Below are 12483 nucleotides of genomic sequence, written 5' to 3'. Positions count from 1 at the left end.
CGTCAGTGCGGCGGATTCTGCAGCGCCGCCGAGCAGGACGGCCAGTCGTGGAAGTCGTGGCGCGCGCTCCACAGGCGGTGCGCGGCGTCGATGTTCCAGACCGGGTCGAACGCCTGCTGCGGGGTGCCGCCCAGGTCGAGCAGGCGGGCGTCGGAGATCTGGAAGACGCCCCAGTTGCGGCTGCCGTTCGTGTTCGGCAGCACCCACAGCGGGTCGAGGAACGACGCGCAGCGCGCGATCGCGACGGCGGTGTCCGGCGTGTCGGTGAACACGGCCCGGATCTGTTGCTCCACCCGGGCGGCCGGCCAGGTCGCCATGCTGGTCCGATGGTCGTACAGGGCGTTCTTGGTGGCCTCGTCGACCACCCCGCGCGCGGGCACGCCGGCGAGCACCTGGAACGCGGTGACCCGGCGCAGCGTCTCCGGGCCGAAGGAGCCGTCGACCGAGAGCCGCCCCTGGGCCGAGACCAGCAGGTTCTGCACCTCGGTGACACATTCGTCGTGCTGCCCCATGCTCACCGGCGGCTGGCAGGCCGCGGAGAAGAGCATCCGGTCGCCGTAGCGCCCGGCGTCCGGCCCGGACCGGTCGGCGGTGACCCAGACGAGGCCGCCGGCCAGCAGCGCCACGATCGCAACGGCCACGGCGAGGTACCCGCGTCTTCGCGGCGCCCGTACGTCCTCGGTCGCGGGCTCGACGGTCTCCGCCGGCAGTTCGTCGACCCGCCCGGCGTCGGCCAGGGCCCACAGCTGGTGCAGTTCGCGCAGCTCGTCGGCGGAGGCCCCGCAGACCTTGGCGAAGGAGTGGACGACGCGGTAGTCCGCGGGCACGCTCTTGCCCGAGCAGTACCGGTGCAGGCTGGAGCCGCTGACCCCGGCCTGCCGGCCGAGCCGCTCGTAGCCCTGCCCGCTGCGGTCCTTCAACCTGCGGAGATAGGCGGCGAACCGGTCCGCGTGCAAAGTCACGGTCACGGTTGCCAATCCGGCCAGAAGCAGGCCTGCCCTCGAGCGGCAAGCAGGGTTCGCGGCAAAAGCCGTTCGGCCGTGGCTGTGGCCGGATTGGCGACAAACAGCACTGTTACACCTCGCTGGGAGCGAATGACCGACGGAAGTTAACACCGTCCGGCGCCACCCCGGGCGGAAACCGACGGATTGCGCCACACGGCTGATCACCTGCCTCCCGGCCGGCTTCAGAACAGGGTCGCGGGCTCGATCGGCGCCGGCTCCGGCAGTGGGTCGACGCCGGGCACCAGCGCCCGCACGTCGTCGTGGAAGCGGCGGGCCAGCGCCGGCGCGTCGTTGTTGTCGGGGGTGTGCAGGAAGACCGTCGGCGTCCGGCCCTCCCGCAGCCAGCCGGCGACCACCTCGGTCCACGGCTGCCAGCCCGCGACCGTCTCCTCGACCGAGTCCCGGCCCAGGTAGCGGACGATCGGCTGGTCGGTCAGCGCGCGCGTCCGCCGTGGCAGCCGGGGTTTCTTGCCCCAGGCGTCCTGCTCAGCCTCACTTACGGGTGGCTTTCCGAAGAACACGGTGGTGTCGAACGGCACCCATTCGGCGTCCGCGGCGGCCAGGGTCCGCTCCAGCGCCGACGTCGCCCCGGCGTCGGTGAAGAAGGAAGGGTGCCGCACCTCCACAGCACGCCGCCGGTTGGCCGGGAGCCGGCGGAGGAAGCGGCCGAGCGCGTCGACGTCCGAGGGGCCGAACGAGCCGGGCAGCTGGGTCCACAGGACGGCCCGGTCCCCGAGCGGTTCGATCGCGTCCAGGAACGCCCGCATCTCGGCCTCGACCCCGGCGAACCGCCGTTCGTGCGTGACGACCTTGGGCACCTTGACGACGAACCGGAACCCGTCGCCGGTCTGCGCCGCCCAAGTGGCGACGGTGGTCCGGGCGGGCGTCGCGTAGAAGGTGGTGTTCCCCTCGACGGCGGTGCACCAGCCGGCATAGGCCCGCAGCCGTTCCCCGGCCGGCAGCGACTGCGGCAGGAACCGCCCGGACCATGCCTTGTGGGTCCACATCGCGCAGCCGACGTGAAGACGTGCCATTCCTCGCCCTTCAGCCGTCCGCGTAACGGACGTTCGGTCGAGGCTGCCGACCGGCGCGGCGACGCCGTCCGAACTCCACGAACACCTCGCCCCGGGTCACCATGCTGACCAAGGATTTGAGCCCGGCGAAACCGCGTTTCGGCTGCACGGAACCAGCAGCGCCGCGATACTCGTCACCGGCCACCTCGCAGCGGTAGACCGGCCTCGAAGGCACGCTTGCCGCCGTCGTAGAGGGCAGCGCTGGAATCGAAGCCGGGGGCGGACGCCCAGTGCCAGGCGTCGGGCAGATCACCGAGCGCGACGACGCCGGGCATCGCCGGGTACGTTTCGCGTGGGTCCACTGTCCGCCTTCCGCTCTTGCCCTTTCAGTGCAAGGTACACGGGGGTCCCGGCTCCGTGTCCGCGTAGCGCTCGGTGAGGCGCGCCTTCGGAACGTGTTCGTAGGTCAGGTCCGGTTGCCGTTCGCGTCGTAGTACGGAATCGGACGGCGCTGCGTCTACCCAGCGCCCGGCCCTCCAGGGGCCACTTCGTCGCCATCTCGTCGTGGATGGACTGCCAGTAGCCGCCGGGGAAGCGGAGCGGGCAGCCGGTTCCGTCCGAAGTGGACCAGCTCGGTCGGCGACGATGGCGCGGAAGCGGGTGCGGCGGACCTCCCGGACGCGTCGTAGGAGTAGGACGCGAGGCCGATATCTCGTCTCAGTGCCGGCCGGACTCTCATCGTGCCACCTCTCGGCGTTGCCCGGCTGTCACCCACAGGCGTGATCCGCGCGGAACCGCCTGTCTTCCCTGGGGTTCTGGCTCGAACAACCCGTGATCCAGCCGGGCAATCCGGCCCGGCGGTGATCGAGTTCGTTGTCCGTACGAGGAGAAGGAGATCCACCGTGAGCACACTCCGCCGTCGCGTCCTGGTCACCGCCGCGCTGCCCGCCGCGGCACTCGGCTTCCTGCTGGCCGCCCCCGGCGCGGCCTCCGCCTCCACCGCGACCACGCCGGTGACCGTGTCGGCCACCAGCCACGATCCCGGCCACCACCATCACCACGGCCTGGGGCTGAACCTCAGCATCGTGCTCGGCCTGCACATCACCGGCTCCAACTGGCACGACAACGACTGTGACTGGGACGGCGGCTTGCTCGGCCTCTGACCTCACGGCTGAAATCTCTCCGCGTCCCCACCGGGCTTCTGCGATTCTCAGGGACAGAGCTGCCCGACAGCGTCGACAGCAGTGCAGTCGTCATAGCCTGCTGGCGAGTTCCTCGTTCCAGCCGAACCGGTGGAATTCGAGCAGCAGGGCAGTGGCGTGCTTGGCCTCGTAAACCAGCGCGCGCCAACGGGCGTTCTCGGTCTGCCGGACCTGGCCGTAGCTCGACCAGAACTCGTCTCGCTCGCTGCCCGGCTTGCGCAGGGCCAGGTAGATCGGCCAGTCCGCTTCCGGATCTCCCCACCAGGTGCGGTCGCAGTCGAACACTCCCGTGATGATCGGCTCCGGAGCCCCCTCGGCGAGCATCGTGTTGCCGACCCACAGGTCGCCGAGCAACAGCCTCGGTTCCGAGACTTCGTCGAGCACCGCGCGGTTGCGGTCGGCGACCTTGACCAGTTCGGTGATGTCCGTCGCCTCGAGCCCGTTGTCGGTGAGGTCGGCGGCGGCGCGGTCGAACCAGCCGAACAGCGCGTCGCTGCACCGGACCGGCGACCCGACCGAGGTCGCGGTGGTAGGCGTCCAACGCCGACGACGTGTAGTCCCGGCCGATCACCTGGTGCGTGAAGTCGGCGGCGAGGGTGCGCGGCAGCAGATGGGCCACCGGCGCCAGGTACGGCACGGCGGCGTATTCGTTGCGCATGAGTTCCGGATCCGCGCGGGCCTGCCGCCCGGGTTCGGGAGCGATGCGCAGGATGACCGGCCGGTCTTGTCCGAGGTCGACTTCGAAGGTGTTGTTGTAGAAGCCGTCACCGAGTTCCACCGCCTACACCACCTCGGTGCCTTTGCCGAACGCAGCGCGGCTGACGGCACAGACCTCCTCCGCGCTCACTGGTCGCTGGAAGTCACCCGCATTCCGCTCAATCGGCCGGTAGTCCATGGTTTCCCGAGCACCTCGGCTGTCGATCGGTCCGGTGATCTGCGGCCGCTCTCCCCGATTTGACCTTACCCTCGGGGGCAAGGTTTAACGTCCGTCGAGGTGAGAGACATGCAGATCGGTGAGCTGGCCCGGCAGGCGGGCGTGACGACCAAAGCGGTGCGCTACTACGAATCGCTGGGACTGCTCACGCCCGAACGGCTGTCCAACGGCTACCGGGACTACGGCGAGCACGACGTGAGGATCGCCCGGGAGATCCGGGCCCTCAGTGATCTCGGGCTTGCCGTGGAGCGGACCCGGCCCTTCCTGGACTGTCTCGCCGTCGGCCATCAGCACGCCGACGACTGTCCGGCCTCGCTGGCCGAGTACCGGGAGGCGATCGACGACCTCTCCCAGCGCATCGAGAAGCTGGACGCTCGCCGGACGGCGCTGGCCGCGCTGCTGCACCAAGCCGCTCACCGCCACGTCTCGCCGATCCACGAAGGAGCGGATCTGATGACCGACTACGCGACCCTGCCGCCCGGCCTTCCCGTGCCCGAGGACGACGGCGCGGCCGACCACCTGCCCGGAAAGCCGACGCCGCCGCTGGAACTGCGCAGCACCGGTGATGCGACGGTCGGCCTCGACGCGTTCGGACCGGGACGGACGGTGCTCTACATCTATCCCCTCACCGGCCGCCCCGGCGTCGACCTGCCCGAAGGCTGGGACTCGATCCCCGGGGCACGCGGCTGCACCCCCGAGGCCTGCGGCTTCCGCGACCACCACCAGAACCTGCTCGACACCGGCGCGGCCCGGGTGTTCGGCCTGTCCAGCCAGGAGACCGCCTACCAGCGCGAAGTCGTCGAACGGCTGAACCTGCCGTTCGAGATGCTCTCCGACCCCACCTGGAGCCTGGCCGACGCACTGGGTCTGCCCACGTTCGAAGCGAACGGGCTGAGGCTCTATGCACGGCTGACGCTGATCATCCGCGACGGCGTGGTCGAGCACGTCTTCTACCCGATCTTCCCGCCCAACGAGCACGCCCACCAGGTGCTGGCCTGGCTGCGCGCGAACCCGCGTTAACCCGTCCGAGAGGCTGCCATGTTCACCGGTCTGAGCGCCTTTCCGCTCACCCCGATCACCGAGTCCGGCGTCGACGAAAAGGCGTTCGCCGCCCTGGTCGGCCGGCTCGCCGCGGCCGGCGTCGACTCCATCGGGGCACTGGGCTCCACCGGGTCGTACGCCTACCTGACCCGTGAGGAACGGGCCCGAGCCGCCCGCATCGCCGTCGAACACGCCGAACGGGTCCCGGTCATCGTGGGCATCGGCGCGCTGAGCACCAGGCAGGTGCTGGAGGCGGCCGAAGACGCCCAGAACGCGGGGGCTTCCGGCGTGCTGCTGGCGCCCCTGACGTACCAGCGACTGACCGACGACGAGGTGTTCGGGCTCTTCGAGGACGTCACCGCGGTTCTCTCGGTGCCGCTCGTGATCTACGACAACCCGGGCACCACTCACTTCACGTTCACCGACGAGCTGTACGCGCGGGTGGCCGAACTGCCGCACGTCGCGTCCGTCAAGATCCCGGGCGTCCCCACGGACCCTGCGGCCGCGCGCGCCCGGGTCCAGCGGTTGCGGCAGATCTTGCCCGCGTCCGTCACAGTGGGCGTCAGCGGAGACGCAGTCGCGGGAACCGGGCTGACCGCCGGATGTGACGCCTGGTACTCGGTGGTCGGCGGCACGTTCCCCGAGCCGGCCTTGGCCATCACACGGGCCGTGCAGTCCGGCGACACCGAACCGGCCCGGCAGGAGTCGCAGCGGCTCCAGCCGCTGTGGGATCTCTTCGCTCAGCACGGGTCCCTGCGCGTGATCGCCGCGGCCGCCGCACACCTCGGTCTCACTCCGTCCGACAGCCTCCCGCGACCGCTATGCGGCCTCGGAGCGGACGATCGAGCCAGGGTCATCGACGTGCTCGAACAATTGCGGCTGTCACACGGAATTGAGGACTGCTCATGACCGACCTGCTGGCCGATCAGCCGCTGAGTCGTCTGAGGGCCCGCCGCAGCACCAAGTGGCGCGCCCACGGCCCCGACGTGCTGCCCCTGTCGATCGCCGAGATGGACTTCGCCCTGCCCGAGACCGTGCGGGAAGCGCTGGCCGACGCGGTCGAGCGCTCCGACACCGGCTACGCGATGCCCACCGACGGCCTCGGCACGGCGTTGGCCGGCTTCGCCGAGCGTCGCTGGGGCTGGCGGATCGACCCGGCCGCGGTCACCGCGGTCACCGACGTCAGCGCCGGTGTTGTCGAGATGGTGCGGCTGTTCACGAACATCGGCGACCGAGTCGTCATCAATCCGCCGGTGTACTCACCCTTCTTCGACTGGCTGGCGGAGGCTCGCACCGAGCTGCAGGCGGCGCCACTGCGTGACGGGCGGCTCGACCTGCCGGCCCTGGAGCGAGCTTTCGCAACCAGGCCGGCCGCCTACGTGTTGTGCAACCCGCACAACCCGGTCGGCCGGGTGCACACGCTCGAGGAGCTTTCCGCCGTCGTCGAACTGGCCACCAGGCATGAAGTGACGGTGATCAGCGACGAGATCCACGCGCCGCTGACGCTGCCCGGCGCGAGCTACACGCCATTCCTGACGGTGCCCGGCGCCGGCGAGGTCGGCGTCTCGGTGGTTTCCCCCAGCAAGGCCTTCAACCTTGCCGGTCTCAAATGCGCCACGGTCGTCACGGCGTCGTCGCGGATGCGGGACGTGGTGGCGACGCTGCCGCGCGACCTCCGCTGGCGCAGCGGGCACTTCGGCGTCCTCGCGTCGATCGCGGCCTACAACGAGGGCGACGAGTGGCTGGACCGGCTGCTCGCCACCCTCGACGACCGCCGCACGCTGCTGGCCAAGCTGATCCGCGACCGGCTGCCCGCGGTGCGCTGGCGACCACCGGAGGCGACGTATCTCGCCTGGCTCGACTGCCACGACCTGGGCACGGGAACCGAGCCGAACGACCGGTTCCTGGCCGCCGGAGTGGCATTGGAGGACGGAGTGCGCTTCGGTGAGTCTCGTGGCTACGTGCGGTTGAACTTCGGCACCAGCGTCGAGGTGCTGGAGCTGGCGGTGGACAGGATGGCGAACGCCTTCTCGGTTCACGAAGTCCGCGAACCTCAGTGAAGGTCGAGACCCAAGACCCGGCTGCGAACGCTGCGGAGCTCGCTGCTGGTCACGCCGGCGTCGAGTAAGTACGGCTCGACATCGAAGCCGTTGAGGGTTTTGATGACGGCCTCCTCGGTGGTGGTGCCCGGTCCGCGAGGACACGCTCGATGAACGGTTGCTGGTCGGCGGTTCCATCGCGGCGTACAGAGCCTTGAGGGCTTCGGCGGACAGGGCGTAGTCCGCGGCGATCGCCCGGGGTTCGACGTCGGCCAGTGCGAGCAACAGAAGCGCGACCAGCCCGGTTCGGTCTCGCCCGCCCCCGCAGTGGAAGAGGACACCGCCGGGATCGCTGCGGGCCATCGCCTTGACGACGGCGGCGCACCGTTCGGCCTTCCGCCGGAGGAAGAGGGGGTAGTAGAGCGGGGTGCCGTTGAGCAGCTGACGGTTGACGTGTTGCCAGAACTCGATTTCATCGATGTCGTCGAGCGGGACTTCGAGCCGGTCGAAGGAAGCCGGTGTGGTGGGACCATCCGGAGAGGCAGCGAACTGCGCTGAACCTGCCTGCGCCGTCGACGGAGTTTCCGCAGGCCGGATCTCGTCCGCATTGCGGAGGTCGATGACAGTTCGGACGCCGGACTTGCGCGCTTGAGCCCAGCCTGTCTCGGTGACAAAACGAAGGTCCGCTGCCCTGAAGAAGGCTCCGTGGCTGGTCGTGCCGCCGGACTTGGTGGGCAGCCCGCCGAGGTCCCTGGTGTTGAAGAAGCCTTCCCAGGTCACTGCTCTGCTTGTGTTCATCGTTGTCCCCGAGTCGTCTCGCCGGACCGATATCTGCGACCGTGGGCCTTGTTCGGCGCTGTCGCCAATATTGCATTGATGGGCTATCAAGCCATCCAGACCGTGGCGGCGCCGGGGTCGGAGGGGTGTTCGGTGCGGCTGTCGCGACTCGGCTTGCTCATCCCTCTTGCCACCGCCGGCCCGGTCTTGGTCATGCCTGCCCTCGGCGGGATCGCTCGCTGGCCGGACCACGCGGAGCTGTGTGGTTGCTCATGGGCGTACTCGTCGCAGCGACGTTGATCATCGTCGCGAGCCCGATCCGGACCGGCCGAGACTTCCCGGCCACGGCGACCCAGCCAGGCGACCACAGTGGACGGTGCGCAAGCGGACGATCAGTGTCCGGAAACCACAAATCCCCAGGTTGAAGAGATCTTCAACCTGGGGAGTGGAGGTGCGCCATCAGGGACTCGAACCCCGAACCCGCTGGTTAAGAGCCAGCTGCTCTGCCAATTGAGCTAATGGCGCCGGTGTCTGCCAGAGGTTTCCCTCGGCGACGTGGAAAAGATTAGCACCCCGTTCAGAGCCCGTTTCAGGGGGGTCCCCTTGTCCGGGTTGGGACGTTCCCGCCCCGGCGTCCCGGCTGGTCGGGCACACTGTAGTCGGACATCGACGGCGAAACAGGCGGGTGAGCATGCGGGGTACGAAGGCGCGGCTGCTGGTGGTCGCGGGGGTGATCGGCCTCACGGTGGCCGGGTGCAGCAGTAGTCCTTCGAGTGAACCGCCGAAGGAACCGGCCTCCTCGAGCGCTGCCAAGCCGGTGCTGAAGCCCGCTGTGGTCACCGTGAGTCCCGCGAAGGATGCCAAGGACGTCGCCCCCGGGGAGCCGGTCACCGTCTCCGTGGCCGACGGGAAGGTCGGTGAGGTGAAGCTGACCGGGACCGACGGGAAGGTCGTCGCCGGGAAGGCGCGGGCCGACGGCTCCGGGTGGGACTCCGCCGAGCCGCTCGGCTACAACAAGTCCTACACGCTGACGGCCACCGCGACCGGCGCCGACGGCAAGCCCGTCACCGCCGAGTCGGCCTTCAGCACCGCCAAACCCGCCCGGCAGCTCGGGGTCTCGGTGAACCTCGTCGAGGGGGAGACCGTCGGGGTCGGGCTGCCGCTGATCTTCACCTTCACCGGCAACGTCGCCGACAAGGCCGCCGCCGAGAAGGCGCTGAAGATCACCGCGGAGCCGGCCACCGAGGGCGCTTTCCGCTGGTCCGGCGACAAGCAGGTCACCTGGCGGCCGAAGGACTACTGGAAGAGCGGCACCAAGATCAAGGTCGAGGCCGCCGTCTACGGCAAGCCGCTCGGCAACGGCAGCTACGGCCGCGAAGACAAGACGTTCACCGCGGCCGTCGGCGACAAGCTCGTCGCGGTCGCCGACGGCGGCACCCACCAGATGACCGTCTCGGTCAACGACCAGGTCGTCAAGACCATGCCGACGTCCATGGGCAAGCCCGGCCACAACACGCCCGCCGGCACCTACACCGTGATGAGCGAGCACAACGGCTACACGATGAACTCCGCCACCTACGGCGTCCCCGAAGACTCGCCCGGCGGGTACAGCACCTTCGTCCAGTACGCCGTGCGCCTGTCCTACAGCGGCATCTTCTACCACTCCGCGCCCTGGTCGGTGCGGCAGCAGGGCCACAGCAACGTCAGCCACGGCTGCCTCAACCTCTCCACCGACAACACGAAGTGGCTGATGGACACGTCCAAGAAGGGTGACGTCGTCACGGTCCAGAACAGCGGCGGCCCGAAGCTCGAGCCGACCGACGGCTGGAGCGTCTGGCAGCTGTCCTGGGACGAGTGGCGGACCGCCGCGAACTAGCGGTTGTCGTACGCCGTGCGCGCGGCGTCGATGTGCGGCAGGTGCTCGATGCTCCACGCCAGCAGCGGCGCCGTGGCCTCGCGCAGGGTCCGGCCCATCGGCGTCAGCTCGTAGCTGACGTGCGGCGGCATGACGGCGAAGACCGTGCGCGTCAGGATCCCGTCGCGCTCGAGGTCGCGCAGGGTCACCGTGAGCATGCGCTGGCTGATGCCGTCGATGGACCGCTTGAGCTCGGTGAAGCGCCGCGGCCCGTCCTTGAGCATGCGCACGACCAGCAGCGCCCACTTGTCCCCGACGATCCCGAGGACCTCACGGGCCTTGCACGGGTCCTCCATGGTTACCTCCTGAGAACCGGGGCACCGGAAAGTGCCGTATTGCCGGGGGCGCGCCGGGTCGATCACGATGCTGTCATGTCCACTTTCCTGCTGGTACACGGCGCTTGGCACAGCGGACGCTGCTGGGACCGCGTGGTCCCGCTGCTCGAGTCCGCCGGCCACCGGGTGCTCGCGCCGTCCCTGACCGGCTACGGCGACAAGGCCCACCTGCTGAGCCCCGAAGTCGGGCTCGGCACCCACCTCGACGACGTCGCCGCCCTGCTCGAAGCCGAGCACGACGTCGTCCTCGTCGGGCACAGCTACGCCGGGATGGTCATCTCCGGCGTCGCCGACCGGCTCCCGGAGCGGATCGCGCGCCTGGTGTTCCTCGACGCCATGGTCCCCGAAGACGGCGAGACCGCGGCCGACGTCATCCCCGTCACGAAACAGCTGGTCGACAACGCCGTCGACGGCTGGCGGGTGCCGCCGTTGGCCGGCTACTTCGGCGTCACCGATCCCGACGACGTCGCGTGGCTGCGCACGATGCTGTCCGACCAGCCGGTCCGGTGCCTCACCGAGCCGGTCCGGCTGGTCAACCCGGCGGCGAAGGCGATCCCGCGCACGCACATCCACTGCGTCGTCGGCCGGCCGGACGGCATCACCCGGCGTCCCGTTCCGCCGGGCGAGCCGGTGCACGAGCTGCCGACCGGCCACGACTGCATGATCACCATGCCCGCCGAGCTGGCCGGGCTCCTGCTCGCGGCGGCTTAGGACTTCGACTCGCGCACGAGCTCCCGGGCCTCCTCTTCGGTCGACACCGCCGGCCCCGAGCCCCAGAGCGGCTTGTTCGCCGTTTCGCGGCTGAAGAAGACCGCGACGGCGCCGATCGCGGCGGCCGCCATCATGTACCAGGCGGGCCAGTAGTCGTGGCCGGTCGACGAGATCAACGCCTGCATGACCAGCGGGGTCGTGCCGCCGAAGAGCGACACCGAGATGTTGAACGCGATCGACAGCGCGCCGTAGCGGATCGCGGTCGGGAACAACGCGGGCAGCGCCGCGGGCATCGACACCTCGAAGCAGAGCAGCAGCAGGCCCAGGCCCATCAACCCGAGGAAGGTGAGGACGAGGCCGCCGTCGTGCACCAGCAGCATCAGCGGCCACGACAGCACGAGGTACCCGATGCAGCCGGCCATCATGACCGGCTTGCGCCCGACCTTGTCGGTGATCCGCCCGCCGACCAGGATGATCAGCATCATCACGACCATGACGACGATGATCAGCAGCAGCCCGTGCGTGGCGTCGAGGTGCAGCTGCTCCGACAGGTACGTCGGCATGTACGACAGCAGCATGTAGTCGGTGACGTTGAACACGAGCACCAGGCCGACGCAGATCAGCAGCGCGGGCCAGTACTCGGTGAACATCTTCCAGAACGGCTCGCCGGAGCGGCCGCGCTTCTCGGCCTCTTCGGCGTGCTTCTGGAACGCCGGGGTCTCTTCGAGCTTGAGCCGCATGTAGAGGCCGATGATCCCGAGCGGGCCGGCGACCAGGAACGGCACGCGCCAGCCCCAGTCGAGCAGCGTCTCGTGCGGGACCCAGGCCTTCATGCCGGTGACGACGGACGCGCCGAGCACGTACCCCGAGAGCGTCCCGAACTCGAGCCAGGAGCCCATGAAGCCACGGCGTTTGTCGGGGGAGTACTCGGCGATGAACGTGGTCGCGCCGCCGTACTCGCCGCCGGTGGAGAAGCCCTGCACCATCCGCGCGAGCACGAGCAGGATCGGCGACCAGACGCCGATGGAGCTGTACGACGGGATCAGCCCGATGCACAGGGTGCCGATGGCCATCATGATCATGGTGACGGCGAGGACCTTCTGCCGCCCGATCCGGTCGCCGAGCGGCCCGAAGACGAGCCCGCCGAGCGGCCGCATCAGAAAGGCGGCGGTGAAGGCGCCGAAGGTCCCGATCAGCCGCACGCCGGGCGACACGGTGGGCGGGAAGAACACCTCGGCGATGGTGTCGGCGATGTAGGCGTAAACGCCGAAGTCGAACCACTCCATGGCGTTGCCGAGGGCCGCGGCCCCGACCGCGCGCTTGAGCAGCGATTGGTCGACGACGGTGATGTCCTCGTACCGCAGTTTCTTCTTCCGCCTGATCTTCGGTGCTGAACGTGCCACCTGACCACCGTGCACCGGCGATCGGACGTTCGCACGCTGAGCCATCCGGTCGTGAGGGTTACCACCACCGGCTCATGACCACGCAACGCGCCCACACGGGATGGGGGTC

13 protein-coding genes, 1 tRNA gene and 1 pseudogene are annotated in these 12483 nt (G+C 69.4%); 7 read left to right on the top strand and 8 right to left on the bottom strand.

Annotated features, from left to right (window positions below; genetic code table 11):
- Positions 1–2 precede the first annotated feature (2 nt).
- The 3 genes from ACZ63E_RS36780 to ACZ63E_RS36770 all read right to left on the bottom strand — a co-directional run bounded on the left by ACZ63E_RS36780 (position 3) and on the right by ACZ63E_RS36770 (position 2379).
- A complete protein-coding gene (locus ACZ63E_RS36780) occupies positions 3–968 on the bottom strand; it encodes a helix-turn-helix domain-containing protein (RefSeq protein ID WP_465340872.1) in 966 nt (321 codons plus the stop codon).
- A 218-nt stretch (positions 969–1186) separates the two neighbouring features.
- Positions 1187–2011 (bottom strand): DUF72 domain-containing protein, encoded by an 825-nt coding sequence (locus tag ACZ63E_RS36775; RefSeq protein WP_465340945.1) that lies wholly within the window; start codon positions 2009–2011, stop codon positions 1187–1189.
- 200 nt (positions 2012–2211) lie between these two features.
- Positions 2212–2379, bottom strand: a complete 168-nt coding sequence (locus ACZ63E_RS36770; RefSeq protein WP_465340871.1) for a hypothetical protein — start codon at positions 2377–2379, stop codon at positions 2212–2214.
- A gap of 540 nt (positions 2380–2919) precedes the next feature.
- Between ACZ63E_RS36770 and ACZ63E_RS36765 the strand changes: the two genes are divergently transcribed.
- A complete protein-coding gene (locus tag ACZ63E_RS36765) occupies positions 2920–3180 on the top strand; it encodes a hypothetical protein (RefSeq protein ID WP_465340870.1) in 261 nt (86 codons plus the stop codon).
- Positions 3181–3270: 90 nt separating this feature from the next.
- Here the strand turns inward: ACZ63E_RS36765 and ACZ63E_RS36760 are convergent, their stop codons facing one another.
- On the bottom strand, positions 3271–3633 hold the full coding sequence (locus ACZ63E_RS36760; protein WP_465340943.1) for a fructosamine kinase family protein: 363 nt from the start codon (positions 3631–3633) through the stop codon (positions 3271–3273).
- Here ACZ63E_RS36760 and ACZ63E_RS36755 point away from each other — a divergent pair.
- The 4 genes from ACZ63E_RS36755 to ACZ63E_RS36740 are packed head-to-tail and all read left to right on the top strand — an operon-like array spanning position 3626 to position 7254.
- Entirely contained in the window at positions 3626–4177 is a 552-nt protein-coding gene (locus tag ACZ63E_RS36755; protein WP_465340869.1) for a hypothetical protein, read from the top strand. The genes ACZ63E_RS36760 and ACZ63E_RS36755 overlap by 8 nt on opposite strands.
- A gap of 45 nt (positions 4178–4222) precedes the next feature.
- Positions 4223–5173: a MerR family transcriptional regulator gene (locus ACZ63E_RS36750; RefSeq protein WP_465340868.1), complete on the top strand. Its 951-nt coding sequence runs from the start codon at positions 4223–4225 to the stop codon at positions 5171–5173.
- 18 nt (positions 5174–5191) lie between these two features.
- Positions 5192–6103, top strand: a complete 912-nt coding sequence (locus ACZ63E_RS36745; RefSeq protein ID WP_465340867.1) for a dihydrodipicolinate synthase family protein — start codon at positions 5192–5194, stop codon at positions 6101–6103.
- Complete coding sequence (locus tag ACZ63E_RS36740) at positions 6100–7254, top strand: MalY/PatB family protein (protein WP_465340866.1); 1155 nt, start codon at positions 6100–6102, stop codon at positions 7252–7254. The genes ACZ63E_RS36745 and ACZ63E_RS36740 overlap by 4 nt, the downstream gene beginning before the upstream one ends.
- Before the next feature lie 222 nt (positions 7255–7476).
- On the opposite strand, the pseudogene ACZ63E_RS36735 reads toward ACZ63E_RS36740, so the two are convergent.
- A pseudogene (locus ACZ63E_RS36735) lies at positions 7477–8031 on the bottom strand (tyrosine-protein phosphatase); the annotation flags it as partial.
- Positions 8032–8462: 431 nt separating this feature from the next.
- Positions 8463–8535: transfer RNA gene (locus ACZ63E_RS36730), tRNA-Lys, on the bottom strand.
- A 166-nt stretch (positions 8536–8701) separates the two neighbouring features.
- Between ACZ63E_RS36730 and ACZ63E_RS36725 the strand changes: the two genes are divergently transcribed.
- Positions 8702–9886 (top strand): L,D-transpeptidase, encoded by a 1185-nt coding sequence (locus ACZ63E_RS36725; RefSeq protein ID WP_465340865.1) that lies wholly within the window; start codon positions 8702–8704, stop codon positions 9884–9886.
- Here the strand turns inward: ACZ63E_RS36725 and ACZ63E_RS36720 are convergent.
- Positions 9883–10221 carry a winged helix-turn-helix transcriptional regulator gene (locus ACZ63E_RS36720; protein ID WP_465303810.1) on the bottom strand — a complete coding sequence of 113 codons (339 nt, stop codon included), beginning with the start codon at positions 10219–10221 and terminating at the stop codon, positions 9883–9885. The genes ACZ63E_RS36725 and ACZ63E_RS36720 overlap by 4 nt on opposite strands.
- Positions 10222–10296: 75 nt before the next feature.
- Between ACZ63E_RS36720 and ACZ63E_RS36715 the strand changes: the two genes are divergently transcribed.
- Entirely contained in the window at positions 10297–10971 is a 675-nt protein-coding gene (locus ACZ63E_RS36715; RefSeq protein WP_465340864.1) for an alpha/beta fold hydrolase, read from the top strand.
- Here ACZ63E_RS36715 and proP read toward each other — a convergent pair.
- Positions 10968–12419 carry a glycine betaine/L-proline transporter ProP gene (proP, locus tag ACZ63E_RS36710; RefSeq protein WP_465340863.1) on the bottom strand — a complete coding sequence of 484 codons (1452 nt, stop codon included), beginning with the start codon at positions 12417–12419 and terminating at the stop codon, positions 10968–10970. The two genes, ACZ63E_RS36715 and proP, sit on opposite strands and share 4 nt — an antisense overlap.
- Positions 12420–12483 lie beyond the last annotated feature (64 nt).

It is taken from the genome of Amycolatopsis sp. NPDC104819, assembly GCF_055583145.1.
The sequence above is the reverse complement of the archived record's forward strand: the minus strand, read 5'-3'. Positions and strand labels throughout refer to the sequence as shown.